Origin of the sequence: Adhaeretor mobilis (assembly GCF_007741515.1) — a bacterium.
Classification (GTDB): Bacteria; Planctomycetota; Planctomycetia; order Pirellulales; family Lacipirellulaceae; genus Adhaeretor; species Adhaeretor mobilis.
On record NZ_CP036263.1, the window covers coordinates 3,334,246 to 3,359,209 of the forward strand.

At 53.1% G+C, this 24,964-nt stretch carries 27 protein-coding genes; 17 read left to right on the forward strand and 10 right to left on the reverse strand.

The genetic code is table 11. The features are described from left to right. Positions 1 to 208: 208 nt before the first annotated feature. The 4 genes from HG15A2_RS13155 (at position 209) to HG15A2_RS13175 (ending at position 5,649) form a co-directional block, all read left to right on the forward strand. Entirely contained in the window at positions 209 to 1,630 is a 1,422-nt protein-coding gene (locus HG15A2_RS13155; RefSeq protein WP_145060675.1) for an IS4 family transposase, read from the forward strand. Positions 1,631 to 1,812: 182 nt separating this feature from the next. Further along, positions 1,813 to 3,234 carry an IS4 family transposase gene (locus HG15A2_RS13160; protein ID WP_145060580.1) on the forward strand — a complete coding sequence of 474 codons (1,422 nt, stop codon included), beginning with the start codon at positions 1,813 to 1,815 and terminating at the stop codon, positions 3,232 to 3,234. A 1,056-nt stretch (positions 3,235 to 4,290) separates the two neighbouring features. Next, a complete protein-coding gene (locus tag HG15A2_RS13170; protein WP_218931942.1) occupies positions 4,291 to 4,719 on the forward strand; it encodes an IS110 family transposase in 429 nt (142 codons plus the stop codon). A 186-nt stretch (positions 4,720 to 4,905) separates the two neighbouring features. Beyond that, on the forward strand, positions 4,906 to 5,649 hold the full coding sequence (locus tag HG15A2_RS13175; RefSeq protein ID WP_145060678.1) for a hypothetical protein: 744 nt from the start codon (positions 4,906 to 4,908) through the stop codon (positions 5,647 to 5,649). A gap of 75 nt (positions 5,650 to 5,724) precedes the next feature. Here HG15A2_RS13175 and HG15A2_RS13180 read toward each other — a convergent pair whose 3' ends face one another. The 6 genes from HG15A2_RS13180 to sbnA all read right to left on the reverse strand — a co-directional run bounded on the left by HG15A2_RS13180 (position 5,725) and on the right by sbnA (position 12,675). Then, a complete protein-coding gene (locus HG15A2_RS13180) occupies positions 5,725 to 7,140 on the reverse strand; it encodes an IS4 family transposase (RefSeq protein WP_145060679.1) in 1,416 nt (471 codons plus the stop codon). A gap of 88 nt (positions 7,141 to 7,228) precedes the next feature. Beyond that, entirely contained in the window at positions 7,229 to 7,765 is a 537-nt protein-coding gene (locus HG15A2_RS13185) for a DUF421 domain-containing protein (protein ID WP_145060680.1), read from the reverse strand. A 62-nt stretch (positions 7,766 to 7,827) separates the two neighbouring features. Further along, the gene (locus HG15A2_RS24580) at positions 7,828 to 8,406 is read right to left on the reverse strand and encodes an SDR family oxidoreductase (protein WP_261342169.1); all 579 of its coding nucleotides are present in this window, start codon (positions 8,404 to 8,406) and stop codon (positions 7,828 to 7,830) included. A 32-nt stretch (positions 8,407 to 8,438) separates the two neighbouring features. After that, the gene (locus tag HG15A2_RS13195; RefSeq protein WP_246117726.1) at positions 8,439 to 9,950 is read right to left on the reverse strand and encodes a type III PLP-dependent enzyme domain-containing protein; all 1,512 of its coding nucleotides are present in this window, start codon (positions 9,948 to 9,950) and stop codon (positions 8,439 to 8,441) included. Next, on the reverse strand, positions 9,947 to 11,644 hold the full coding sequence (locus HG15A2_RS13200; protein WP_145060681.1) for an FAD/NAD(P)-binding protein: 1,698 nt from the start codon (positions 11,642 to 11,644) through the stop codon (positions 9,947 to 9,949). Before HG15A2_RS13200 ends, HG15A2_RS13195 begins: the two co-directional genes overlap by 4 nt. Next, positions 11,635 to 12,675 carry a 2,3-diaminopropionate biosynthesis protein SbnA gene (gene sbnA, locus HG15A2_RS13205; protein WP_246117727.1) on the reverse strand — a complete coding sequence of 347 codons (1,041 nt, stop codon included), beginning with the start codon at positions 12,673 to 12,675 and terminating at the stop codon, positions 11,635 to 11,637. The genes HG15A2_RS13200 and sbnA overlap by 10 nt, the downstream gene beginning before the upstream one ends. A 481-nt stretch (positions 12,676 to 13,156) precedes the next feature. Between sbnA and HG15A2_RS24075 the strand changes: the two genes are divergently transcribed. Next, positions 13,157 to 13,333, forward strand: a complete 177-nt coding sequence (locus HG15A2_RS24075; RefSeq protein WP_218931943.1) for a hypothetical protein — start codon at positions 13,157 to 13,159, stop codon at positions 13,331 to 13,333. Positions 13,334 to 13,855: 522 nt separating this feature from the next. Then, positions 13,856 to 15,337 (forward strand): sigma-54-dependent transcriptional regulator, encoded by a 1,482-nt coding sequence (locus HG15A2_RS13215; RefSeq protein ID WP_145060683.1) that lies wholly within the window; start codon positions 13,856 to 13,858, stop codon positions 15,335 to 15,337. 28 nt (positions 15,338 to 15,365) lie between these two features. Here HG15A2_RS13215 and HG15A2_RS13220 read toward each other — a convergent pair whose 3' ends face one another. Both HG15A2_RS13220 and HG15A2_RS13225 read right to left on the reverse strand, forming a co-directional pair. Then, entirely contained in the window at positions 15,366 to 15,743 is a 378-nt protein-coding gene (locus HG15A2_RS13220) for an Hpt domain-containing protein (protein WP_145060684.1), read from the reverse strand. A gap of 356 nt (positions 15,744 to 16,099) precedes the next feature. Then, a complete protein-coding gene (locus tag HG15A2_RS13225; RefSeq protein ID WP_261342131.1) occupies positions 16,100 to 16,507 on the reverse strand; it encodes an AI-2E family transporter in 408 nt (135 codons plus the stop codon). 673 nt (positions 16,508 to 17,180) lie between these two features. Here HG15A2_RS13225 and HG15A2_RS13230 point away from each other — a divergent pair. The 5 genes from HG15A2_RS13230 to HG15A2_RS13245 all read left to right on the forward strand — a co-directional run bounded on the left by HG15A2_RS13230 (position 17,181) and on the right by HG15A2_RS13245 (position 19,424). Continuing rightward, a complete protein-coding gene (locus HG15A2_RS13230) occupies positions 17,181 to 17,600 on the forward strand; it encodes a CsbD family protein (protein WP_246117728.1) in 420 nt (139 codons plus the stop codon). A 69-nt stretch (positions 17,601 to 17,669) separates the two neighbouring features. Then, complete coding sequence (locus tag HG15A2_RS13235; protein WP_145060687.1) at positions 17,670 to 17,984, forward strand: hypothetical protein; 315 nt, start codon at positions 17,670 to 17,672, stop codon at positions 17,982 to 17,984. Between the two features lie 52 nt (positions 17,985 to 18,036). Further along, positions 18,037 to 18,192: a hypothetical protein gene (locus HG15A2_RS24080; RefSeq protein WP_218931944.1), complete on the forward strand. Its 156-nt coding sequence runs from the start codon at positions 18,037 to 18,039 to the stop codon at positions 18,190 to 18,192. A gap of 500 nt (positions 18,193 to 18,692) precedes the next feature. Next, complete coding sequence (locus HG15A2_RS13240; RefSeq protein ID WP_145060688.1) at positions 18,693 to 19,187, forward strand: phage holin family protein; 495 nt, start codon at positions 18,693 to 18,695, stop codon at positions 19,185 to 19,187. Positions 19,188 to 19,217: 30 nt separating this feature from the next. Then, complete coding sequence (locus tag HG15A2_RS13245) at positions 19,218 to 19,424, forward strand: hypothetical protein (RefSeq protein ID WP_145060689.1); 207 nt, start codon at positions 19,218 to 19,220, stop codon at positions 19,422 to 19,424. A 547-nt stretch (positions 19,425 to 19,971) separates the two neighbouring features. Here HG15A2_RS13245 and HG15A2_RS24085 read toward each other — a convergent pair. Next, positions 19,972 to 20,145 (reverse strand): hypothetical protein, encoded by a 174-nt coding sequence (locus HG15A2_RS24085; protein WP_218931945.1) that lies wholly within the window; start codon positions 20,143 to 20,145, stop codon positions 19,972 to 19,974. Positions 20,146 to 20,168: 23 nt separating this feature from the next. Beyond that, positions 20,169 to 20,549 carry an N-formylglutamate amidohydrolase gene (locus HG15A2_RS13250; protein WP_246117729.1) on the reverse strand — a complete coding sequence of 127 codons (381 nt, stop codon included), beginning with the start codon at positions 20,547 to 20,549 and terminating at the stop codon, positions 20,169 to 20,171. Between the two features lie 337 nt (positions 20,550 to 20,886). Here HG15A2_RS13250 and HG15A2_RS13255 point away from each other — a divergent pair, with 337 nt between their 5' ends. The 6 genes from HG15A2_RS13255 to HG15A2_RS13280 all read left to right on the forward strand — a co-directional run bounded on the left by HG15A2_RS13255 (position 20,887) and on the right by HG15A2_RS13280 (position 24,371). After that, entirely contained in the window at positions 20,887 to 21,042 is a 156-nt protein-coding gene (locus tag HG15A2_RS13255; protein WP_145060690.1) for a DUF3309 family protein, read from the forward strand. Positions 21,043 to 21,098: 56 nt separating this feature from the next. Further along, positions 21,099 to 21,383 carry a hypothetical protein gene (locus HG15A2_RS13260; RefSeq protein ID WP_145060691.1) on the forward strand — a complete coding sequence of 95 codons (285 nt, stop codon included), beginning with the start codon at positions 21,099 to 21,101 and terminating at the stop codon, positions 21,381 to 21,383. A 250-nt stretch (positions 21,384 to 21,633) separates the two neighbouring features. Further along, positions 21,634 to 22,128, forward strand: a complete 495-nt coding sequence (locus tag HG15A2_RS13265; RefSeq protein WP_145060692.1) for a YciE/YciF ferroxidase family protein — start codon at positions 21,634 to 21,636, stop codon at positions 22,126 to 22,128. Between the two features lie 107 nt (positions 22,129 to 22,235). Next, positions 22,236 to 22,439 (forward strand): CsbD family protein, encoded by a 204-nt coding sequence (locus HG15A2_RS13270; RefSeq protein ID WP_145060693.1) that lies wholly within the window; start codon positions 22,236 to 22,238, stop codon positions 22,437 to 22,439. 80 nt (positions 22,440 to 22,519) lie between these two features. Continuing rightward, the gene (locus HG15A2_RS13275; protein WP_218931946.1) at positions 22,520 to 23,146 is read left to right on the forward strand and encodes a PRC-barrel domain-containing protein; all 627 of its coding nucleotides are present in this window, start codon (positions 22,520 to 22,522) and stop codon (positions 23,144 to 23,146) included. Between the two features lie 91 nt (positions 23,147 to 23,237). Continuing rightward, positions 23,238 to 24,371 (forward strand): AI-2E family transporter, encoded by a 1,134-nt coding sequence (locus HG15A2_RS13280; protein WP_145060694.1) that lies wholly within the window; start codon positions 23,238 to 23,240, stop codon positions 24,369 to 24,371. The last annotated feature ends 593 nt before the right edge of the window (positions 24,372 to 24,964 follow it).

Genomic DNA, 24,964 nt, shown 5'->3' on the forward strand with positions numbered 1-24,964 from the left:
CTTACTACTTTAGCGGCACCCCAAATCTGCGTCGGCGTACCAGTCGAATGGCTCTTATCTTTTCTTTAAGTCCTTTCACCCCAACTCCTAAGCATCGCTATCGCAGCAGTGCTTTCTTTAGTCCTTGCTGAACTGACGTCGTCAAAAAAAGCCTCGCTTGCTCAGATGGTTTTGTCAAAGAACCCATCACCAGCAAGGAGGCCTTACGATGTGTCTTTCTAATCCAGTACGCATTCGTCGACAAGTCCGATTTCTGCAGCGACAGTTTCTGCAAGAGGGCGGTTTACCTTTCACGAATATTTTGTCGATGGAGCACATTTCACAGGCACTGACAGACGCGGAAGTGACCTGGAAAGACCGCGTCTACCCGCCGCTGGTTACCCTCTGGGTCTTCCTGAGCCAAGTGCTCAGCCAAGACCATTCGTGCCGAGGGGCCGTTGCTCGACTCATCGCTCATCGACTTGCTCACGGAGAGAGCGAATGCTCGGCTCTTACCGGCAGCTACTGCCGAGCCCGAAGGCGTTTGCCTGAAAGGTTCTTCTCAGCGGTGGCTTGCCAGGTTGGCCGCGTATTAGATTCTCAGGTGGATCCGAAGTGGCTTTGGAAGGGACGCCGCGTTTATATGTTCGATGGGACGACGGTCACCATGGCAGATACGCCAGCGAACCAACAGGCCTATCCGCAAATTCCGACGCAGCGGCCAGGGTTAGGATCTCCAATCGCCCGGGTCGGAGCAATCCTTTCTCTTTCTTGTGGGTCAATTGTTGGTCTGGGGGTATGCCGTTACGCCGGCAAGGGACAGGGCGAAGTCAGTTTACTCCGCAAGCTCTGGGATATCCTGTCGCCCGGAGACATTCTGCTAGGTGATCGGCTGATGGCCAATTGGGCCAACATCGCGATGCTCCAACAACGTGGTCTCGATCTCGTTAGCCGGCTCAACAAAGCCAACCGTAAAGCCGACTTTCGCAAAGGAGAACGACTGGGCAAAGACGATCATATCGTTCGCTGGAAAAAGCCTCCTTCCATTCGAGCGGTGGATCGGGCGACCTATCAGTCGCTTCCTGACTTCATCACCGTGCGAGAGACGCGCATTCACGTTCTAACACGAGGCTTTAGGACGAAGAGCATTATCGTCGTCACAACTTTACTTGACCCCGAGCAAACCACCAAAGAAGATCTGGCATTCATTTATCGCCAGAGATGGAATAATGAACTCGATCTGAGGTCTATCAAATCGACGATGCAAATGCACGACTTGCGTTGCAGAACTCCGGAACTTGTTCGTAAAGAGATCTGGACGCATGTGCTGGCCTACAATCTCATCCGGACAGTCATGGCTCAAGCGGCAAGTGAGCACGACATTCAGCCGAGAACAATCAGCTTCAAAGGAGCCATGCAGACTCTGGAGGCGTTTCAACCGGTCATTGAATTTATGGTTGGACGCAATGCAGAATTGCGCCAGGAACTCTACGAGCAGCTACTGAAGTGCATTGCCAGCCATCGTGTCGCGAATCGACCCGACCGATTCGAACCCCGAAAAAGAAAACGACGATTCAAGCTCTACGACTTCCTCGACAAACCAAGGAACGAGGCCAAACTCGATATGCTCAAAGGAGTTAAAGAAAAGTAAGTGCCATTCGAGTTTCACTCGAATGGCACTTACTTTTCTTTAAGTCCTTTCACCCCAACTCCTAAGCATCGCTATCGCAGCAGTGCTTTCTTTAGTCCTTGCTGAACTGACGTCGTCAAAAAAAGCCTCGCTTGCTCAGATGGTTTTGTCAAAGAACCCATCACCAGCAAGGAGGCCTTACGATGTGTCTTTCTAATCCAGTACGCATTCGTCGACAAGTCCGATTTCTGCAGCGACAGTTTCTGCAAGAAGGCGGTTTACCTTTCACGAATATTTTGTCGATGGAGCACATTTCACAGGCACTGACAGACGCGGAAGTGACCTGGAAAGACCGCGTCTACCCGCCGCTGGTTACCCTCTGGGTCTTCCTGAGCCAAGTGCTCAGCCAAGACCATTCGTGCCGAGGGGCCGTTGCTCGACTCATCGCTCATCGACTTGCTCACGGAGAGAGCGAATGCTCGGCTCTTACCGGCAGCTACTGCCGAGCCCGAAGGCGTTTGCCTGAAAGGTTCTTCTCAGCGGTGGCTTGCCAGGTTGGCCGCGTATTAGATTCTCAGGTGGATCCGAAGTGGCTTTGGAAGGGACGCCGCGTTTATATGTTCGATGGGACGACGGTCACCATGGCAGATACGCCAGCGAACCAACAGGCCTATCCGCAAATTCCGACGCAGCGGCCAGGGTTAGGATCTCCGATCGCCCGGGTCGGAGCGATCCTTTCTCTTTCTTGTGGGTCGATTGTTGGTCTGGGGGTATGCCGTTACGCCGGCAAGGGACAGGGCGAGGTCAGTTTACTCCGCAAACTCTGGGATATCCTGTCGCCCGGAGACATTCTGCTAGGTGATCGGCTGATGGCCAATTGGGCCAACATCGCGATGCTCCAACAACGTGGTCTCGATCTCGTTAGCCGGCTCAACAAAGCCAACCGTAAAGCCGACTTTCGCAAAGGAAAACGACTGGGCAAAGACGATCATATCGTTCGCTGGAAAAAGCCTTCTTCCATTCGAGCGGTGGATCGGGCGACCTATCAGTCGCTTCCTGACTTCATCACCGTGCGAGAGACGCGCATTCACGTTCTAACACGAGGCTTTAGGACGAAGAGTATTATCGTCGTCACAACTTTACTTGACCCCGAGCAAACCACCAAAGCAGATCTGGCTTTTATCTACCGGCAGAGGTGGAATAATGAGCTCGATCTAAGGTCCATCAAATCGACGATGCAAATGCACGACTTGCGTTGCAAAACTCCGGAACTCGTTCGTAAAGAGATCTGGACGCATGTGCTGGCCTACAATCTCATCCGGACAGTCATGGCTCAAGCGGCAAGTGAGCACGACATTCAGCCACGCACGATCAGTTTCAAAGGAGCCATGCAGACTCTGGAGGCGTTTCAACCGGTCATTGAATTCATGGTTGGACGCAATGCAGAATTGCGCCAGGAACTCTACGACCAGCTACTGAAGTGCATTGCCAGCCATCGAGTTGCTGATCGACCCGACCGATTCGAACCCCGAAAAAGAAAACGGCGATTCAAGCTCTACGACTTCCTCGACAAACCAAGGAACGAGGCCAAACTCGATATGCTCAAAGGAGTTAAAGAAAAGTAAGTGCCATTCGAGTTTCACTCCGACGCTAGTTATTGTGTCGAATTTTGGCAGAGCCAAAGACGGAATCAGAAATCGGCTGAGCGTCGTCTGTGGCTCAATAATGCGGTGCTTAATGCGATAGAAAGCAACACGTGTGATGCCGGTTCGGGCACGTTTACATTGTTGAGTTCGAACCACATTCCACCACCGGAGCCAACTTGCCAAGGTCCTGACTCAACACTATCGAACGTGCTAGCGAGATTGGCATCATATGAATAATTACCTCGTGCCCATCCCCAGAAGTGTTCATCCCCCGCATCATTTGAGATGGACAGCCAATATACTGCAGATGTACTAAGTGCAATTCCCTCCCCTAGGTCCAACCAGTATTCAATGGGATTGTAAATGCCATTGAGCAACGGACCACTTCTCGGAGTTCGTACAACAACTTCTGGGGATGAAAAATCGCCATTCACAACTGGGACACCAGGACCTCCTCCAGCATCCTCGAAGAATATGACCCTAAAGTCATCATTGGGCAGGGAGTCTAGAGGTGGCGTGAGTGGTGGCGGCATTGTTAAGCCGTATCCACCAACAAACCGCAACGAACGAACCACGTTTTGACTTGACCCAGTAAGCACGAAGTTGTCCGCCACTATTTGGCTAGTTCCGGAGCTAAAAGACCTCCGTGGCTCGTCAGGATTTGTCTGACTGTAGACTGTGGCAGCTTGGGAAATGTTCTGAGAAGTTAAGTCAAAACACAGTGCGACGAAAAATGGCGAGACGACTACGATTGTTAGGAGCGACGCTATCGAGCCAGATGCGGGGTGCTTATTCATGCATTTTCCTTCTCTACGAAGGCAATTGCCGACTTCCATCATCCCTGGTAGCTAGTGTAACAGATTCGCCTGTTAATTCACAGACAATTAGGGGTGCCAGGACACGGCCAGAAACAGAGCTGCCAAACTAGCGTTGATATCTATGAAAGAGTCTTGAAGGCTTGAAAAGAAGAAGCGGTTCTCCTATCGCTTAGGGATGCTGTTCAACACTTCCCTTTACCACAGGAGAACCACGACGATGTTATACCTTGGAATCGACCAGCACGCACGCCAACTTACGATTTCACTCCGCAATGAAGAGGGCGATGTAGTGCTCGCTCGACAGGTTTCGACGCAGCCGGAGAAGATCAACGAATTCCTTGAACGGCTCACCCGCGAGCGACTGGGTGCCGACGAATCGTTCGTCGCTACTTTGGAAGTGTGCGGCTTCAACGACTGGTTGATCAAGATGCTCCACGACTATCGCTGCCACAAGGTGATTCTGATCCAACCGGAAGAACGAAAAAAGCTGAAGACGGACCGGCGAGACGCCGCAGCTCTGAGCGAAATGCTCTGGGTCAACCGCGATCGCCTGCTGGCAGGCAAGCCGGTCCGTGGCCTTCGGCAGGTCGATATCTCCTCCACAAGCGATCAAGAAAACCGACGAGCCAGAATTGGGTCCAGGTAAAATCAAATGGGAAATCGCGTGAAGAAATCTTTTTCACCAAAACTTGCTTGAAGCTCAATGTTTCGGCTAACATACTTATACTAGCGGAGTTTCGTTCCAGCCGCAGCCACTTGCTGCCGCTTCTTCCCGGTTGGAAGAATTGATGTTGTTTCCACTTGTTTGGCAGCTTTGTGAGAGAAATGGCTGATGAGACTTCGAGCATTGTTATTGTGCCTTGTGTTGAGCTTCGCACTGGTAAGTCCGTCACGTGCCTCTCTCCTTGATGATCAGATTCTTGGGCACGTTGGTGCATATGGTGGCATTACCAATATTTTCGACCCTCCGGTTGCGGTGGTGGGTGGCGGCGTCGAATTCTCAAACTTCCTGAATTCCGGTGGGGGGCCAGCGTCTCTTTGGGAGGCAGACTTTACCGCAGGGACACTGACGGTCCGATTGACGAATGTTAAGCAAACTCCATCCTCGGTTCAGAATTTAATCTGGGATTTCAGAGACTTGGACTATCTGAATGCCCCCCAGCAGATTGTCGGCATGTCGACGCTGGTCGATACATTCCCCGGTGGGAGCGTGGCGTCATTCGACAACGCTGCTCCGTCTTCTCCAGGTAAGAACCATATTCGGATCTTACAAACAAACATTAATGGAACTCTCATCACACCAGGCGAGTTCTATGAAGCAACCTTCTCCATTCAAACCACTGGCGTGTTCGATACAGAACCAGGTGATTTCGATGAGGATGGGGACGTCGATGGAGCTGACTTCCTCGAATGGCAACGCAATCCGAGCGTTGGCAACCTCTTTGGGTGGCAAAATAATTATGGCATGACAGCCCCCCTCTCCGCCGCCTCGACGGCCGTGCCTGAGCCCTCAACGCTGTTGCTGGCGATGCTCATGGGCACCCTATTGTTGAGCAGGCAATCGATAGCCCTCTAAGTACCGAGGATTTATCGACCGCCGCTAGAAACAGGACCGAATCTACGACGCGTCAGCGTGAAACTCGAATGGCACTTACTTTTCTTTAACTCCTTTGAGCATATCGAGTTTGGCCTCGTTCCTTGGTTTGTCGAGGAAGTCGTAGAGCTTGAATCGCCGTTTTCTTTTTCGTGGTTCGAATCGGTCGGGTCGATTCGCAACTCGATGGCTGGCAATGCACTTCAGTAGCTGGTTATAGAGTTCCTGGCGGAATTCTGAATTGCGTTCACCGCTGAATTCGACGACTGGTTGAAATGCCTCCAGAGTCTGCATGGCTCCTTTGAAGCTGATTGTTCTCGGCTGAATGTCGTGCTCACTTGCCGCTTGAGCCATGACTGTCCGGATGAGATTGTAGGCCAACACGTGCGTCCAGATTTCCTTGCGGACGAGTTCCGGAGTTTTGCAACGCAAGTCGTGCATTTGCATCGTCGATTTGATGGACCTTAGATCGAGTTCCACATTCCAGCGTGCTCGATAAAGCTCCCCAATATCCTCTTTGGTAAACTTCTCGACATCCAGTAGCGTTGTCACAACCACGATTGCTTGACTGCGAAAGCCGGCTTGCTTGATATGAATACGACATTCACGGACCGTGAGAAACTCGGGTAGCAGTTTCTGAGCTTGCCAACTGAGCGAGCGTATCTGCGGTCTGGGCCACTGAACAAGGTGATCTTCCTTACCCAGTCGCTTTCCTTTTCGGAAGTCGGCCTTCCGCATCGCCTGCAGCCCAGAGACCGAATCGACGCCTCGCTGCTTGAGCGTGCATAGCTCTCGCCACGTGCAATAGAGGCGATCGGTCAGCACCACGTCGCCAGGGCGAAAGAAGTGCCAGAGCGTGCGAAACACGCTCAACTCGCCTTGCCCCTTACCTGCATAACGACAAATCCCCAGGTCAATAATCGCGCCACAGGAAAGCGAAAAGATGGCGGCGACGCGTGCCAGCGGAAAGCCGAGACCCGGTTTCTGCAAATCATGTTGGGGGTAAGCATTCTGATTCTCAGGCGTATCGGGCATCGTTACCGTGGAGCCATCGAACAAATACACACGACGGTTTTTCCAAAGCCAGTCCGATTGAACACTCTTATCAAGGGCTTGTCCTGTCTCTTGTGCGACATCGGAGAAAAACTCCTCCGGCAAACGTTTTCTCGCTTGGCAGTACGCGCCAGTTTCTGGCGAGCATTCACTTTGGCCTTGGGATAGGCGATGCGTAAGTAAGCGCGCGACGGCTGCCCGACAGGAATGATCGGCACTCAAAACTTGGCTCAAAAAAACCCACAGCGTTACTAGTGGTGGGTAGATGCTATCGTTCCAAACGACCTTGGACGCTGTCAGTGCTTGCGAAACAATCTGTTCCGAGAGGACGTTCGTAAAAGGCAAGTCGCCGTCTTGAAGAAACTGGCGTCGCAGAAAACTGACCTGTTGTCGAAAACGATCTTGGTTAAAATTGCCCATCAGAAGGCCTCCTTGCTAGCGATGGTTGTGTTAGACAACACCATCTGTGCAAGTGAGGCCTTTTTTGCCTAGAGCCATTACTCGTTTTTTAGGTATCGTCCCCCTTAACGTCCCGCAGGAAGTCGGGCTCTAGGCTCACTTCTGCATCGGTGGAATGAAGAACAGAAATGTCTCCCGTTATTTCGAAGACCACCGCCAGAACTTGATCGTAGTTCAGTGCGTTGGCTTCCCGCAGCTTGCCGAAGAGATCGTCTCTGCTAACGTTCGCTCGTGCGAGATGTTTGTCCAGAATTGTCGACCCACGCATCAGATGCAGTGGCTTATTATCGACAAGCCGGGATACTGTTGGTGAGCATCGCCTGGCCCACGCGACGATCCATTGCCCGGAGAACAACAAAGCGATGCATAAGATGCCTGCCATTAATGATTGTTTCCCGGTCGCAATTGTCGATGCAAATAGGGAGCCCACCGCCACGGTCATTGCGAAGTCGGCAGCCGACATTTTCGAGAAGCTCCGCAGGCCGCACACCCGCGTAAAGGCCAGGATTGCACCGCAGGTCGCCGCGACCGCTAGAACGATTCGCAGTCCTTCGGGAGCGGTAAGGGCTAGCAGCAGTGTATTCATCAGTTATCTCCAGCGCATGTTCTCGATCAGACGGAGGTCTGCCCTCCGGTCGCTCCGAAGACCTACCCTGTGACATAACTCGCCGAGGGGGACGCGAGCCAGACATAGGGCGGAGCCAACTCCGGGGGTTGCGGTGCACGACCGAGCAGAGTGTTAGAACTACACTCCCGTTCGTTCTCTTTCTCAACCGATCTGGAAATCAGGGGCATCCAGGCCGGTCCCGGCGCCACAGCGTTGACGCGCACCCCGCGGTTGATCGCCAGCTTCGCCAGGCCCCACGTAACCTGACAGGCGGCGTTGTTGACGAGGATATCGATTATTCCGAAGCGGCGCACGGCATCGCCGATCAGCTTCTCGCAGGCCGATTCGAGTAGGCTAATCCAGCTGTGCTTGCGGTAGGAGTCCTCCAAGCAGTCTCGAACTTTTTTGCGCCGCTGTTCAGCTGACGTCTCTACCTCGGTGAAGTCCTGAGGTCCGCCGGCCTGAGTCGTGTAGTGACGGTCTCCGGACTGAAATGCAACCTGCCCATCATCGTGCGTTGCGATCGCAGTGATTGTCTCGAACCAGTACGGACAGCGTCGCTCGTCGGCAAACTCGCTTGCAAGCATTGCCGCCAGCGTTCCGTGAGCTGGCTGGAGAATTACATTTCATCCCTCATCGCATGGTTTGACGATCATAGCGCACTCTCGCTTCCTGACTCGTCAATCTCATCGAGATGAGGCACTTCGGGGGATGCGGGATCGTAGACCAGATTCTTTGCCAGCGAGAACTGGTGCGAGCGGCTCTCAAGGAAATGCATGAAGTAACCAGCGGTGTTCGGTAACACAATCAAGTCGCCGACGCCTATTCCCTTGGGGAATTCCAGTCTTCGCTTAATAATCAGGTCCGATTCGGTGCAGTAGGCCCCAAACAGATAGCCGGTCTCTTCGCCAGGCGGAGAAAACGGTAGATCCGTGTCTCTACGTTCGACCAGCAACGGATCGATGCAGAAGTCGACGCTCGATGTGCGGCACTGCGTGCCATTCATGGCCAGCTGCACCGCAATGTCATCGCCCCCCAGTGGCTTGACGCCTTCGACACGAGCAACGGTAAGCCCCGCGTCATCCAGCAGACTGCGTCCCGGCTGGCACTGCATTTTAAGGCCGCGCGACGACACTTGCCGAGCGATGCATGTGCCATCGATCTCGGTATCAAGAATTGCGGCGAACCAATCCTCTCGCGTGAGCTGCTGGTAGAACGGGTAGACACGCGGCTCACCCATTACTTCCTCGCCGTGGACGAAGCGGCCCAAAGGATCGTTACGAAAAGTGATCTCCCCGCGTTTCCCCGTGAGCGCTCGTTCATGCTCAAGCCAGAAGCTTACCCAGTCGGCCTCGTTGGCGAGATAGCAGACAGGAAGTCCGCCGCCGATGTCGAGGAATGAGACAGATTCGCCGGCTCGTCGCAACACATCGACAAGCGGGAGCAACTGCTGGATAGCCGACACGCGTTGCGAAGCACAATAACCATCCAAATGGAAATGCAGCCCGGCGATGCTTCGCCAGCTCGACGGATGCTCTCGCAGGAAACTCAGCAACTCATCGAACTGATCGATGTCAAAGCCGAACCGCGAATGTAGCTTATCCCCACGGTGGATAAACCCGCTCATGCGCAGCGCCAGCTCAACCGATGCGTTCTCTTCCCAAAGCAGCGAGTCGACCGCGGTCAGCTCCTGGAAGTTGTCGATGGCGATCGTTACGCCCGCTGCAATGCAGAGCTTAAGCAGATTGGCGTCTTTTACCGCGGCCGTGCAAATGATATCGTCCGGACTCACTCCGCGCGCTAGCGACTGCTGAATCTCTTGGCTGCTCGCACAGTCGATTCCCAGCCGAGCATCGGCGGCAGCATCCACGAATGCGAGGCACTTGTTGGCCTTTCTTGCAAAGAAAGGACGAAACGACAACCCTCGCTCGCTGGCGACTTGCGAAAGCGCCGCGGCATGGGTAAGGAATGGCTCTGGGTTAACGATGTTCAGCGGCGAACCGTAGTGATCTACCCACTGGTGCAGGCGTTCTTTACACAGAAGGGGAGGCATCCAATCGGCCAGTCGTCCCGGGAGCGGCACGACGCCACGGCACCCCTCGCGTAACTTATCCGTGTTGAGGCCAGGAGCATTTTCGTTCGATACCGCGATCTGTGCTTTCATAGCGTACTCCTCTCAATCCGTTGCAACTGCTCGAAGATGTTTTTCGCCCAGAGGCTCGGTCCATGGTGCAAACCGGGATTCAAAGTGTCGTTGCCTAAGACCGCGCCTTCCGTAGGTCGACCGACAAGCGTCACGCCGCACAAGGATTGTCCGTCGGCGGCAATGGGGCAGCCAAAGCGATCGATCTGGTAACCGCATCCGCTGTCGTGGTGCACAAGTTTGCCACGTTGCGCAAGCGAACTTAGTGGTCCCCTCGGATTCGACGCCAAGGGACTGGGAAGTACCGCGTTCACATGGCAATCGATTCTCGCATTTCGGCGTCCGCGAACGGTCCGAAGTTCTCTGCATCCCGACTCGCAGGCCGCCACGGTCCCTTGCAATAAGGTCAAACAAACCAACCCGCAATCGATAAGCGCGAGAAACTTGAGGCAGTTCTCGACCGGCGGACCGAACGCGACACGCTCCATCTCTGCCGCCAAGGCGCGAAAGTGAGGCCACGAGTCTTTCGTCATGCCGTCATGGCTGACCAAATCGACCAGGGTCGGGTACAGCTGACGCCAGGCCTCGCCCATTGCCCACGCAGCGTCGGGCACTACTCTTCCCATAGCGACCTCAACCGATGCCGAGAGTTGATTTCGGAACTCGTCGCCATTGGGACAGCAGTGCAGCCATGACTCGAACCACTCCAGAGCGCCCGAGCCGCCGACGGCGCATAGCGCGGCCTTGGCAGCCGATTCGACCGTCGGCCAGATCTCGTCCTTAAAGTGAAGTGGACGGTCACGAGTGGCGAGCGTGGCAAGACCGCCCGCATAATGCTCCCACAGCCCTTCCAGGTCAGGAATGGACATCTGATGCGTGTTTGGCTTCGCGAGCATTGGTCGTCCGCTCCGTGAGTACGGATAAACCGTCGCTGGCTCATCTCCCAAGGGCTCGTAGACCAACGCGTGGTTGGTCTGCCGGAACTTACCGCCCCGGCCCTCGGTGAGAGCAAGGATCGCGTCGATGGCGGTTAGGCCGATGCCGCGAATCGCGATGTGGCTCTGTGCCGGTGCCATCGCCGGAGAAAGCTGAATATTGGTCGGGTAGACGTGGGGAATGTCGAATACGCCAATCTCCCGCCCGGCGACTGCCGAACTACGCCATCCCTCGTGTCCTACCGTGAGTAAGACTTCATCGAATTCGCGTACACCTTGGCGGCTACCGGTCACGACTCGCCAGCCTGTAGCAGTGTCTACCAGGTCGACAACCTGCTCCTTGATCCTGGCTAGATGAGCACGCTTTTCAAGACGTTCTACGATGGCCAGATAGCAGTCGTGCAGGTACTTGCCCACCAACGCACGCGGGACAAAGAGGCCGGTCGCGGCAAACTCGGGATAACTCCGTCGCAACCAGTTGAGCAGACTGGGTCCGTCCTCCTCGCATTGCCATACGTTGATGTGTTCCGCTGCAAAATTCATCCGCAGGTAGTGCGGCTGGCGCGGTTCGTAGACGAGTCCCGCGCCAGGAAACTCGGCGGGCTCGAAGATCGTGACGCTTAGCGGTCTTCCGGTATCGCCGCTCTCTAACTGTTTTGTCAGTTGTTGGATGCTGAGAAGCCCCTTCGGCCCACAGCCAATTACTGCGACGCGAAGCGGACGATTTGGTGCCTCTCGAACGCGATCGATGGCGTTTGCGCGAATGTCGACTAGGGGCATGTTCGCCTTGCTTTCATCGAAACCGACTTTTCGTTGTGAACGAGCGAGGCCAGTTCTTCGGCAGTCAGACCCAAGTTTGTTTCGACCCACTCGTCATCAAAGACAGTATCCAGGTATCGAGTCCCGGAGTCGTGCAACACTGCGACGACGGTCTTACCGGCCAATTGATTCCTCATCGCGCAAATTGCTGAGAGCACGCCGCCTCCCGAACCGCCTACCAAAATCGCTTCACGGTAGGCAAGGCGTCTGCATTCGACCACGCAGTCGATATCGGAGACGCGGAGCACGTCGGAATGCACCCCACCCCGAGCCAAGGGCGGGACCCGACCCGCTCCAAGCCCTGGAATCAGCCGGCGCCCCGGAGTACCGCCGAATAGAACGCTGCCCACTGCGTCGATCGCAACCAGCTTGGCTCGACGCCCGCGAGACTGTAAAAACTGCTGACATCCCTGCAGCGTGCCCGTGCTGCTAACCGCAACAAAGACGTAGTCATAGTCGCCCTGCAGTTGCCGGTCGATCTCGGCAATCGTCCCTGTGCGGTGGGCGCGGGGGTTCTCGGGGTTGGCGTACTGATTCGGCCAGAAACTGTTGGTAGTTGTTTCAAGGAGGTGGCATACACGTGCCAGACGGGCGCGGAGGTAGTCACCGCGAAGGGGCGTGGACACGACATCAACCTGGGCCCCGTAGGCCTTCATGATCGCCAAGTTCTGCGGCTGAGTGCGAGGGTCGACGACGCAGATCAAAGGCAGGTCATAGTAGCGGCAAACTTGTGCGAGCCCAATTCCCATATTTCCGGAGGTCGACTCTATAATCGTCGTCCCCCGCCGCACAAGACCTTTTGCGATGCCGGATTCGATCATCGCTCTGGCCGGGCGATCCTTGGCGCTGCCCCCTGGATTAAAGGCTTCTAGCTTGGCGTATAGGCGACCACCAGCGAGGTCGATATGGCGATCCAACTCGATCAAGGGCGTCTGACCGATGACTGATAGGATGCCCCGATCAACTTTTCGAAGACACTTTTCCGAGGACATTGTTAACATTCAGCGAGAGTGGGAGGACGCTTTTGCCAGTCCGACCAACTCGGCAAACGGCGTGCCACATGCCTTCGTCGCAACGCGAAGGGAAAGTAGTTCGGTCGAAGCATCGTCAGGCCTTGTCCGCGTAATTTGGTACGAAACGGCTTAAAAACCGAAGACGCGAAAATAGCTCAACGCCTGGGAATCAACTTGCTGAATGCCGGTGCACTGTATGTCTGAGATTCAGAGTCGTACTCCTTTGGCGGACGCGGGCCTGCTTAGAGATGTGAACGTCGAGCGAAATTGCGTGCCTAGCACGCATTGTCCCGCCCATGCCTGTCCGTGGATCTGGCTTGGTATCACGTTTCCTAGTTGCCAAGGCTCTTCGTACTCGAACCGAGATGCTAGATTCAATAAAGGATCATCAAGTTGTCTAAACTGGCTATACTAACCCGCCCACAAAACGAACCACTTCAGTGAGACGGTTCGCGAAGGCATGGGCGCAATCCTTCATGGTCCCGGCGTTGCATTCCGCGTCTGGGCGCCGCACGCTGATTTCGTTAGCGTCGTCGGCTCGCTCAATGGCTGCGACGCGGAGGCGGTGATGGCTTGTGAGGAGAATGGTACTTGGTACGTTAATGTTCCCGACGCCAAGTCCGCAGAGTGCCGCTAGAAATCACAACCCTTAAAGAACAACAATATAAGAATGATGGGGATAGGAAGGCCTATCAGCCAGCCAAAAAGGGCATACTTAATCTTTCCTTCATGGGGCTCTTGATTGTGTTTGAGCATGGTAATTTCCACTTTGTGTTGGAGCTACCGCTGGGCCTAGGGATTACGAGTTCGTGTTACCTTGGGACCTATCGCGGATGGAGTTAATACGGCACTTCGAGCCTGCTGTCACCAATCTGCAAAAGCTATACCATGCTGGGACGCATTCATTTTGGTTGTAGGGCCTATGTTCGCCGGTATCCATGTGGTCAGCGAACGATCAGGTTGGTCCCGATGAAATCGGTTTTCCGGCCACTTGGGGGCCATAGAGCATATGGGCGGAGAGTTTAGGGCTAAGAGGGCAAAAAACCACATTTTAACGGACTGTCTAGATGTTCGGTCGCTTGTTTCTCAGGTGAGCGTTTGTCGCTATGATGGGGCGATTCCGTATTTCTGCCCGCATTAAAATTGACCATACATCGCGATGCCAACCATACTCACTGTCGACGACGACCGGTCGGTCCATCACCTCATTTCCCGCGCACTAGAGGGTCGGGAGTTCGAGGTCATCTCGGCGAGTTCTGGTGAAGACGCGATCAGTCAGATCAAGGCCAATTCACCAGACGTTGTGCTACTGGATGTCGTATTGCCGGACGGATCAGGCCTCGACCTGGTAGGAAAGCTCAATCAGCTTGATCCGCGACTGCCGGTGATCATCGTGACTGCACTGGATACTAGCGAAACTGCCATTGAAGCAATGAAGCTGGGAGCCTTTGACTATCTTCCCAAGCCGATCGATGTCGAGCGATTGGAATGCATGGTCGAACAGGCTCTCGAATCTCGGCGGATGATGACTGTGCCTGTCGCTATGGATACATTGCTTTCACCGGAGGAACACGACGCGTTTGTGGGCAGTTGTGATGCAATGCAACAGGCTTTCAAAGCCATCGGTCGAGTAGCAGCACAGAATGTTACCGTACTAATTCGAGGCGAAAGTGGCACTGGCAAGGAACTTGTCGCCCGGGCAATCTACCAGCACAGCGAACGCTCTGAGGGGCCTTTTCTCGCGGTCAACTGTGCCGCTCTCTCTGAGACTCTGCTCGAAAGTGAGCTGTTCGGGCACGAAAAGGGATCGTTCACCGGGGCAGACAGGCAACGAATTGGAAAGTTTGAACAGTGCAGCGGCGGAACGATCTTCTTGGACGAAATTGGCGATATGTCACCGACTGTTCAAGGAAAGGTCCTGCGGTTGCTTCAAGAGCAAAAGTTTGAGCGAGTCGGAGGCAACGAGACCATCGAAACGGACGTTCGAATTATCTCTGCCACTAATCGCGACCTGGAGGAAATGTGCCGAGAAAATGAGTTTCGTGAGGACCTCTACTATCGGCTCAATGGCTATACGATTGAATTGCCTCCGCTCCGCGACCGCAAAAACGATCGCATCTTGCTGATCGAACATTTACTCGCTCGACTTGCCAAGGAACTAGGAAAGGAGGTAAGCGGCATTGCCCCTGAGACGCAGGTCGCGCTCTTGGAATATCATTGGCCGGGGAATGTTCGCGAGCTAGAGAGCGTATTGCGTAGGGCTTTGCTCTACTGTTCGGGTACTGTCTTGCTGGAGTCCTCACTTCCAAAAGAAGTCAAAGAATCATTGGGGCTTTCCGGAGAGAAGGTGGGCAATGCAAGCTCGATGCAAGAAGAAGGCTTGACTCAATTTATTTTGGATCGGTTAAAAGCTAAGTCCAGCGACCTCTATGCAGACACATTGGCGGAGATGGAATTACAACTTCTGACCTTAGTTTTGAGGGAGGCTGACGGCAATCAATCAGAAGCCGCACGAATCTTAGGCATAACTCGGGGCAGTCTGCGCAATAAGATTCGCACGCTCGGTATTTCAATCGAACAAGTTATCACTCTAGGAGAAGAGAGAAAGCCACCAAATCAGGATCCGACAGATCCATGCTAGCCGAGCACATCAGCTCGAAACAGACGAATCAGCCGGAACTCTCTTTGTCATTACGATTGGCCTGTAGTTGCTCGGCGAGCTGGTTCGCGGCTTTTGATAATCCCTTAATTTCATCCCAGGGGGCTCGACCAAACCCGTCCTGGCTGGCTTGTATTACGGTATTGGCTGACTCGACGACTTCCACCCCGTCAAAATTGGCAGCGAGACCTTTCAAGCTGTGGGCTCCACGTTTTAACGCAATAGGATCGCCAGCTTCAGCTGCAGCATCAATACGCTGCAATAATGTCTCATAGTCTTCCAGGTAGAAATCGATCATTTCATAGAGTAGTTCGCGATTGCCACCGAGGCGAGCTAGAGCACTGCTCAAGTTATAAGCTGGTTGATCAGATGTCGGTGGCTCATTCATTGTGTTTGTCCCAAACTAGGTTTTATCTGCCGGGCGGAGAAAGTGCCCGGGCGAAGTCGTCATCCAGCAGTTCGCTGCGGTTTCAGCCTCTCGCTCTTTGTTGTCGAATTCGCTTCGTGCAATTCTCCGCGGAGAATTTTAATATGACTTGGAGCGCTGATGCCAATTGCTACTCATCCCCCTCGGATCCTCAATACCTGACTTTCGATTTCTAGCTCCGGTAAGACAACACTCTCTTCGTTTCCTCTGGATGGTACAATCATTATGGGTCCTCCTTAACCAAGGGTCAAAACGGTTTCCGAAATTTAGGTACATGATATTTCTGACATTCTTTTTTGGATGCGAGCTTCGTTGCTCTAGCGTTCCATGAATACTCCAACGGGATCCAACGTGCGCGAGTGGTCAAAGCATATTTTGAGTACGGCCAACAGCGGAAGCGACAGCAACACACCGCCGATTCCCCAGAGCCAGCCCCAAGACACGGTGGCTTGCAGGATCATCACTGGGTTCAGGCTGATAGAATTGCCAAGCATGGCATGCGTAATGCAGTTTGCTTCCAACGCATTCAAGCCGATGTAAATTGCTGGAGCCAATGCGGCGTGAGCCAGGCCATTGAAAGCGCCCAGCCCCTCTACGAAAACCATAATGGCCCCAATAGCGGGTCCAGCGAATTGAAAGTAGTTGAGTAGCGCTGCACCAACTCCTCTTAATATTGGGTTGGGCAGACCGATTAGCCACATTCCGACGCCTAGAACAACCGGCAATAGGAACCTGGAAGTGGCCTAGCCGCAGCACAATAGGCTTTAATTTTAGATTTAGCCGCACCGCGAGCGTATCGGGAAATAGGATTGCGCGTGCAAAGTAGGCCGTGTAAAAGGAAGCATACACCACTGCCGTAGGTATGAGCGCATCACGCAGGGTCCAGGCTTTAGACTCTAGTGCGAGTGCACAGTTTCGCTGACCTCCAGGACTCTGGACGTTTTCTGATTCTGTGTTGGAGTTTCCAATTTCATCAGTACCTGCCTTCGGCGATAGCTCGCCGCGCGTAATCTTAGTTATGGATACATTCATAGGCGATGCATGTCTCATTGAAGCCCAGTAGCAAAACCCATGAAGGTTGGATAGTCGCCTGGACGCCATTCTTACGTTATACGTGCAAAGCACAGGCCAAAGTTCGTGGACAAGATGTAAGTGCTTTTTCCCGGTTGTTGCCGACACCGCACGGGAAGGTGGTCGGAGTTCATCCAACATGGCTGGTCCCAAACCAACCAAGACGCCAGAGATCATGCATTCTTCCGTGGATTTTGGGACTGAATGGCAGTTTCAGTTCGGCGCAAAACGTGCATTTATTTCTCTCGAGGCCTGCTGGCGATACTACGAGGTGTCCTCAGTTCTGGGCTGGAAAACGCCAACAACTCACCACGAAGGAGCTCGACTGTGGCTACTCAACAAGAAATCGCTGGCAATTGGAATCAACTGAAGGGAATGCTCCGTGAGAAATGGGGACAGCTGACCGACGACGAACTACAGGAAGCCCAAGGTGACTACGATCAGCTTGTTGGACTCATCCAACAAAAAACCGGTCAAGGCAAGGCCAAAGTTGAGAAGATCGTCAACGAGTTGAGCGATCAGTGCTCAGGCGTGCTTGAGAACGCCAAGGTAATGGCCCATGAATACCTGGGGCAAGCTGGCGAATCTGTCAATGAAGTGGCAGGGCAGGTTCGAGAGCGTATGGGTGACGGGTACGCTGAAGCAGAAAATCTCGTGAAACGCCGGCCCGTCGAATCGGTTGCGGTCGCATTTGGCACCGGGCTGATAGCCGGCGTCATCGTTGGATTGGTTTTTCGGTCTCGTTAAGCGGAATGACCGCGACCGAACTACCACATACTCCCTTTCTCACCAACACGAAGGAGATGGAGAGAAATCATGTCCAGTCAAACAAAACAAGCTCAGAATCAATCTCGTGACGCATACATTCCTGACACTGACGACTGGCAACAGTTCGCTGAACGTGGTGTGGATCAGATGCGTGAAATGGTCGGCGACAATGCCGGTAGGTCGATGTTGATCGCCCTGGGTGCAGGACTCGGGGTCGGATTTATGATTGGCACTGCGTTAGGCGGTTCCAGTCGATCATCACGCGAGTGGGGACGTTTCACTGCGGAAGGTCTGGGACGCACCTTTCGCGACAGAATCGAAACCCTCGTGCCAGACGTTATCAATGACCGTTTCAAAGGATAGCCGATTCAGAGGGTAGCCATCTCAAAGGATACACCGAAGAAAGGTGAGAATCGTGCCGTCTGAGAAAACACCAGAAGACATTCGACGACACATGGATGCCTTACGCAGCACGCTTGATAACGATGTGCAGGAAGTCCCGTGGAGTGTGCGTGCGAAATCCAACTGGCGATACTATGTCAAGAGTTATCCCTGCCTAACACTGGGGTAGCGACTTCTGTTGGCTATGTGCTCATGCCTCGTCGAGTGCAACCCGTTGAGCGCGTCGTTCCTAATCCAAAAGCATTGGCCCGGTTAGCGAAGGAAGAGAAATTGGTCATGGCACCAGAATCTGAAGTTAGAGTAAAAAGTGACAGCATAGCAAACAAACTTAGCAGCGCTTTCGACGTGAACACTGAAGACAGCCAAGAGGCTTCAGTTGACTACGCCTAATTACATCCAAAATGACAAGGCCACACAGCGTGGTCGCGATAACAGCAATCAAAACCCAAATGATTCCAAAACTGTCATGCCAGTAAACCGAATTCAACAGTATTGGTCAGCACCGGCAAATGAATTCTCGAGGAATCGTTGGATAGATGACTCACCCAAATTATCGCTGCAACGCAATTGGTTTGATCGTATCGAACAGTGTATCTACGACCATCCTGGAACTACTGTCGTCACTGCTTTGACCGTTGGGGTGTTGCTGGGTTGGTGGGGGAAACGCAAATGAGTGCGTCAAATGGCTACCATGCGAAATCTCGCCCCCAGCCACATGTGCGAAAGAGCCTCGGCAATTTGGCTCATGACGCAGTTGAACTCGGTGAGATGCAGGTGCAACTCCTCAAGTTGGATACTTGCGAAGCCGGTCGAAAAACTCGTAGTTCGATAGTACTGGCTCTGATCGGGTTAACATTATCACTGGCAAGTCTTCCGGTGGCTCAATTCGCCATTGCCGAAGCCCTCATTGAATCCGGAGATTGGTCACGGTCGGGTGCCTTGGGAGCGGCCGCGATAGGCACCTTGGCCATTAGCCTTGTGTTTGCAGCAATCACCTGGTGGAAGCTTCGCCAGGGATTAGGATCTTGGCAGCGCTCCAACGAAGAATTCAGCCGCAATATTGCGTGGTTTAAGTCGGCGCTGCGAACCAATGCGGAATCGAATCCACAAGGTGCGGAGCTGACTGCTAAACGACACGAGACAGAAACATTAACTAGCTTTTAACTTTCCATCACACTTATGGAGGCATACGCGATGTCTGAAACGTCTACCCGCACGAAACCTGCCATTACAAAACATGATAGTTATCGATCCAACAATGCTCACCAGGCTGACGAATTGCAACCAACGGCCGATTTGGTTGACTACGCGAAGTCTTATGCCCGCGAAAAACCAGAAGTCGCTGCGCTGTGGTGCCTGGGTGTTGGCTTCATTCTGGGTTGGAAGCTTAAGCCCTGGTAGGATCGGCACCCTTGCTACTTTATCAGGCAGTCGGACAACCGTCCGGATGATGGTCTGCGACGAGATTGAGCTTAATTCAATGCTCCAGATTGCATGTTCCAGGAATGCCTTCGCCCCAGCGAGTACGAATGATGAACCACTGAATTGGTCTGCAACTTGTGCAACGAAGGTATCTCCATTGCCAGTGAATCCCGTGACGTTGATTTCCACGAAGGTGCTATTCTCGCCTTTCGACAAAAACAGCCATTCTACGGTGGAGGATCCCCATCGCACTGCCAATCGAATACCACGCGACTGCTAAGTTCCACTGTTTTCATATTTACCGTATCGGTCAGATCGTACATCTTTCAAACCCATGGCAGTTGATTGCCTGCTTCGATCTTGCCGCTACTCTGGGTGAACCAGAAGGTGCTGGTAGTTACTAGGTCAACAAGTGCTTAGAAACCATGGGCAACGGGCTTTCGAATTGGCAATCCTGTGCGTGCCACTGGAGTTCCTGCTAGATGTAACGTACTTATCAGCAGTTCTCTAGGTCCGCACGTGGTTGTTAGCCCTCAAGCAAAGATAGTGGCTCAGCTCCAGCGTCACGAATCAGTTGTCTAGCTTTCTTCAGGCGAGACTTGTCATGGTCTGTCGGCTCGATGGAGATCATGTTTTTTCCGTCGGACACAGCTTGGTCGAACAAGTCTGACGCTTCTTCCTCAAATCCGCGTTCTGTCATCACGCCTGACAAACTGCCAACTCTCAGAGCAAGGTCTCGACGGACTCGACAGCCTCGACAGACTCGTAAAAGTCGTCGTACTCACGTAGTGAAGTCTCGATCATCTGCTCATCAGGCGGCGTGTCCCAGACTCCTAAGCCCCAGGCATCCTCAGGCGTTTGGTAGACCGCTTCGTAACGAGGTCGATTCAGATCAACCTCGAAGCGGGAACGCAGACCGACAATCTGCGTCTTCACGATTTGCGTCCATTCACCTGTGTAGGGGTCTTCCTCTCGAAGCCTCTCCTGCTCGTCAAGTGCAAGTCGTTTCTCGACGCGAGCACGCATATCGTGAGCATCATGGATAGCCGCCCCAATAATTGGACCGCTACCGCGCCGAAAGATACACAGTGGGGATAGGCTCACTGAAGGGTTCCGCGTGGTGATTGGGCGCAAAACAACAAGTCAGGTCTCTATTTGGGAATAGTGTGCCGGGCGTTCGACTCTAGTTCTTCGAGAGCCAAGGTATTGTGGATCGCAAACCTAGTCTTTTGTGTTTCCGATACGGGCAACCTGGTTCTTAGCCGGCCAGTTGAAACATTCGTGCTACCAAACTTTGGAGCTGACGGCTCAAAAAGCAGTGGCACAGCTTTTGCGATGCTTAGGTGCAAGAAGAATCGTCTACCCGATGCTAGTCCATAAAACACTGGTCTGGTAGCGAACAAACAGCTGACTCATATCTCGGCATCCTGGAGAAACAATTATGCTCGGCACAATCTTGCTCATCGTTTTAGTTCTGATGCTTTTGGGTGCAGTTCCCAACTGGGGCTACAGTCGCAATTGGGGCTACGGCCCATCAGGTGGACTTGGGCTGTTGCTGGTCATTGTGCTGGTTTTGGTACTCATGGGACGCATTTAGAGCCAGTAAGTACCCAACCCCTTTTGAGTCCGACAATACTTTATTAGGAGACACACATGTCCAAATTCTACCTGTTGAGCACGCGAATTGGTGCCGCTGTGCTACTGATGGCCGCGCTCGGCACGTTAAGCGGTTGCGACAACAAGGAAAAGGTTATCGATATCGAGACGCCCGCTGGTGATGTCGAAGTGGAACGCGACAAAGATACTGGCGATGTGGGCGTCGATGTCAAAAAGAAAGAAGACAAAGTCGTCGATATCGAAACTCCCGCAGGTGGAGTCGAGGTTGATCGCGATAAGGATACCGGCGACGTAGACGTTGATGTAGACGATAACGAATAGGGCTGTTCCGCAAGGCGACGAATGTTGTCTCCGCTATTACAACGAAACAGTTCTTGGCGAGTCCTTTTTGGACTCGCCATTTTTATTCGCCTACTGATTGGATTCCTAACTGCCACATTGGTTTCTAGTCGTACGGCAGTTCAGCAAAGAACGGTATAGAGGGCGCCGCTTTGCCCTGACATTGGATTGGCATGCGAGATGCAGTGGGTTAATTACAGTTGCAATCAAAACCTACGCAGGAGAATTCATCATGAAACTCGATTCCTTACAAAAACTATTCGTTCACGAACTCAAAGACCTCTACAGCGCGGAAACCCAAATTTTGGAGGCCTTACCCAAGATGGAAACGGCAGCTACCGACTCGGGTCTCAAGCAAGCATTTCGAGATCACCTGGTGGAGACTAAGTCGCACGTGAATCGCTTGGAGGGCATTTTCAAATCCTTGGATTTCGAGCCAGGCGGTCACAAATGCACGGCAATGGAGGGGCTAATAAAAGAAGGCGAAGAACTGATCAAGAGCGACGCTTCTCCCAAGGTACTCGATGCCGCGCTGGTCGCTGCCGCCCAGCGAGTCGAACACTACGAAATGGCCGGCTACGGCACCGCTCGCGCTTACGCCGAGAAGCTCTGCGAACACAGAGCAGCCGACGAGCTGCAGAAGACCCTCAATGAAGAAGGGCACGCAAACCAAAAGTTAACACGATTGGCCGAGCGGAGCATCAACTTCCTTGCCATGACGAAATAGCAGCAAGACAAGTGCTCCGATTGCGTAGCCGGAGCAAACCGTGGAGTGCCGCACTTCTTAGACCACTAAGTTCCTGCGGCTTAACTAATGATTGAAAGGAGCAAGACATGAACTGGGACCAAATCGAAGGCAAATGGAAGCAAGCCAAAGGGCAAGTCCATCAGAAATGGGGCAAGCTCACAGACGACGAGCTGGATGTCATAGATGGTAAGCGACAGCAGCTCGCCGGCAAGATCCAGGAAAAGTATGGCTGCACCAAAGAAGATGCTGAGAAGCAGATTGAAGAGTTTCAGGAGAGTTGTAATTGTTAACGCTGTCTAGCAGAGCCTCGCGAACGTGAGGTTCGTGGTTTTGCTACAGGTTCAGAGCACCCAATTTCAAGGAGATAACGATGAAGAGTTACTATACTTTGACAGCCACGATGGCGATCCTCGCAGCTGTTGCATTTACATACACCGCGACAGCTCAGAATGCCACAACCAACACACGAAACCATAATGCCCAGCAGCGCGACATGAAGCAGATGCGCAAAGGGAACTTTGGAAAAATCGACAGCGTGATGAAGGGTTCGCATTTCCGAGCTAGCCAAGTTATTGGTGCGAACATCTACAATATGAAGGAAGAAAGTGTTGGAGAAATATCAGATGTTGTTCTCGATGCCAGCACTGGAAGAATCGCCTATGCTGCTGTAACTTATGGTGGATTCTTGGGCATAGGTGACAAGATGTTCGCCGTTCCCTGGGAGGCTTTTCGGGTGAAGGCAGAAAAAGATGATGCGGATGATTACCACCTTTGTCTCGACGTTTCGCAAGAGCGTCTTGATGGTGCCGAGGGCTTCGATCAAGACCATTGGCCAAACTTCGGTGACCGCAACTGGAAAATGCAATTGGACAAGCGGTACGGTGTCGATCGCCGGATGGACAATCGCGACGGTCGTCGAAATCGCGTTCGAGACGGCAATGTAGATGTCGATGTCAATCGCAATGGCGTTGATGTAGATGTGGATCGCGACAACTAGATCAGCTCGCATCCCGAATCATCTTCAATACCACCGCCGCGGAGCGTAAATTTGCGTTCCGCGGCGTTTTCTTGTTTCTATAGGTCACTTGATGAATAGCGATGACAAATTTCTCCCTCATGCGGCAAAGTTAGTTGGTCTTTCGCTGATTGCTTTGGTGTGTGTGGTCGTGATTGGAGCGGCACTAGTAAGAGCCAGCGACATCTTTCTAATTCTCTTTCTGGGTGTGCTGTTTGGCATCTTACTTGTCCGGACTAGTCGTACCTTGGCCTCTTACACGCCGCTGCCCTACTTTTGGAGTCTTGGGATCGTAACTGCCACACTGGTTCTTGCGGCGACTGGGGGCATCGCCATGTTTGGCGTGCAAGTCGATGATCAAATCGACAAGGCTCGGGAACGTGCCGATAAAGGTGTCGAACAAATCCAAGCTTGGGCCGAGAAGTATCCCAGCGTGGAGTCCTTGTTGCTATCGACGCCCTTCCTGCGGCAACTCGTTGACAAGCGACCATCTGCATCGCAAGAGGATTCTAATTCAGACAAAGAGCAATCTTCTCAAGCAAAGGCAGCTGAGCAAAATGCGTTGCGAACTACAGCCCGAAAAGGTGCCACTGCCATTGCTGGCATTTTCAAGACCACCTTTGGGCTGGTTGTGAATAGCGTTCTGATTTTCTTCGTAGGACTGTTTATTGCCGTAGAGCCGGGCGAGTACCGAGATGGTGTGGTGAGCTTATTTCCGACAGACCGACGAGAACGCGCTCGCGAAGTCTTGAACCTGATGGGCGATGCGCTATGGCATTGGCTCCTAGGTCGTTTTGGCACGATGCTGATCACCGGTTTGGGTGCTGGCCTCTTGCTGTTTCTGCTCGGCGTGCCGATGGCGTTCACTTTGGGTGTCGTGACTGCATTGTTGACCTTTATTCCGAACATCGGTGGATTCGTGTCGCTTTTACTAGCGATCTTATTTGCGCTGCCTCAAGGGGGTTCAATAGTCCTCCTTGTTATTGTCGGGTATGTAGGACTACAGTTAGTCGAGAGCTATGTACTCACGCCTGTGATTCAGAAAAAGCAGGTTTCTCTTCCACCGGCGTTACTGATTGCGTTTCAGGCGGTCATGGGTGTGCTATTTGGCTTCTTAGGTGCGGCAGTAGCCTCGCCTGCGCTGGCCGCAGCAAAAGTCGGCATTGAGGAGGCTTACATCAAAGACGTGTTAGAAGCCAGTCGATGACATGATAAAATGAGGTCGTATAAAGAATAAAGGAAGTGTTGCTGATAATCATCGACGCGCTGGCGACCCGAGCCTTTGAACCCGCAATCCAAGCAGGGACACTGCCGCTTTACTCGAATCTGATCGACAGAGGCGAGATGCACGCTGAGTGCATCTCCATTTCCCCCTCGATCACCCCCGGCGGCGAATTGCACACTGGTCACCGGTGATCATTCCCAGAGCGATAACAACTCTGCAACGGAGGCCGCCGTGTATCTCGACCAAGTATTGTCTGAGCATCAGGTGGTGAAGGCGGGCAGCGCGTGATAAAGCGGCGATGAAGTGATGGTTTGTCCCAATATTCGTGCGGCCCAGATTTATCTCCGAGAAGATTCTTGGAAGAATCGCAACGCCGTTATTGGTTCACTGCTCGAATCCGACGGTGTGGACCAGGTAATATGGTGCGCCGCCGACAACGGGCTCAACGAATCGTAATCCGTACCGTATAGCATCGCCACCGCGTATCGTGGTCGTCTGAGTTTGCACTTGCTGGAGAATCCGAACCGCTGGGAATCGACAACTACGAAGCTGGGTGAAGGTGGTCGGGAGAACTC

Coding starts and splice junctions, on each gene's coding strand:
- HG15A2_RS13155 (WP_145060675.1), top strand. CDS start 209: ATGTGTCTTTCTAATCCAGTACGCATTCGTCGACAAGTCCGATTTCTG.
- HG15A2_RS13160 (WP_145060580.1), top strand. CDS start 1,813: ATGTGTCTTTCTAATCCAGTACGCATTCGTCGACAAGTCCGATTTCTG.
- HG15A2_RS13170 (WP_218931942.1), top strand. CDS start 4,291: ATGTTATACCTTGGAATCGACCAGCACGCACGCCAACTTACGATTTCA.
- HG15A2_RS13175 (WP_145060678.1), top strand. CDS start 4,906: ATGAGACTTCGAGCATTGTTATTGTGCCTTGTGTTGAGCTTCGCACTG.
- HG15A2_RS13180 (WP_145060679.1), bottom strand. CDS start 7,140: ATGGGCAATTTTAACCAAGATCGTTTTCGACAACAGGTCAGTTTTCTG.
- HG15A2_RS13185 (WP_145060680.1), bottom strand. CDS start 7,765: ATGAATACACTGCTGCTAGCCCTTACCGCTCCCGAAGGACTGCGAATC.
- HG15A2_RS13195 (WP_246117726.1), bottom strand. CDS start 9,950: ATGAAAGCACAGATCGCGGTATCGAACGAAAATGCTCCTGGCCTCAAC.
- HG15A2_RS13200 (WP_145060681.1), bottom strand. CDS start 11,644: ATGCCCCTAGTCGACATTCGCGCAAACGCCATCGATCGCGTTCGAGAG.
- sbnA (WP_246117727.1), bottom strand. CDS start 12,675: ATGTCCTCGGAAAAGTGTCTTCGAAAAGTTGATCGGGGCATCCTATCA.
- HG15A2_RS24075 (WP_218931943.1), top strand. CDS start 13,157: ATGGGCGCAATCCTTCATGGTCCCGGCGTTGCATTCCGCGTCTGGGCG.
- HG15A2_RS13215 (WP_145060683.1), top strand. CDS start 13,856: ATGCCAACCATACTCACTGTCGACGACGACCGGTCGGTCCATCACCTC.
- HG15A2_RS13220 (WP_145060684.1), bottom strand. CDS start 15,743: ATGAATGAGCCACCGACATCTGATCAACCAGCTTATAACTTGAGCAGT.
- HG15A2_RS13235 (WP_145060687.1), top strand. CDS start 17,670: ATGTCCAGTCAAACAAAACAAGCTCAGAATCAATCTCGTGACGCATAC.
- HG15A2_RS13240 (WP_145060688.1), top strand. CDS start 18,693: ATGAGTGCGTCAAATGGCTACCATGCGAAATCTCGCCCCCAGCCACAT.
- HG15A2_RS13245 (WP_145060689.1), top strand. CDS start 19,218: ATGTCTGAAACGTCTACCCGCACGAAACCTGCCATTACAAAACATGAT.
- HG15A2_RS24085 (WP_218931945.1), bottom strand. CDS start 20,145: ATGACAGAACGCGGATTTGAGGAAGAAGCGTCAGACTTGTTCGACCAA.
- HG15A2_RS13255 (WP_145060690.1), top strand. CDS start 20,887: ATGCTCGGCACAATCTTGCTCATCGTTTTAGTTCTGATGCTTTTGGGT.
- HG15A2_RS13260 (WP_145060691.1), top strand. CDS start 21,099: ATGTCCAAATTCTACCTGTTGAGCACGCGAATTGGTGCCGCTGTGCTA.
- HG15A2_RS13265 (WP_145060692.1), top strand. CDS start 21,634: ATGAAACTCGATTCCTTACAAAAACTATTCGTTCACGAACTCAAAGAC.
- HG15A2_RS13270 (WP_145060693.1), top strand. CDS start 22,236: ATGAACTGGGACCAAATCGAAGGCAAATGGAAGCAAGCCAAAGGGCAA.
- HG15A2_RS13275 (WP_218931946.1), top strand. CDS start 22,520: ATGAAGAGTTACTATACTTTGACAGCCACGATGGCGATCCTCGCAGCT.
- HG15A2_RS13280 (WP_145060694.1), top strand. CDS start 23,238: ATGAATAGCGATGACAAATTTCTCCCTCATGCGGCAAAGTTAGTTGGT.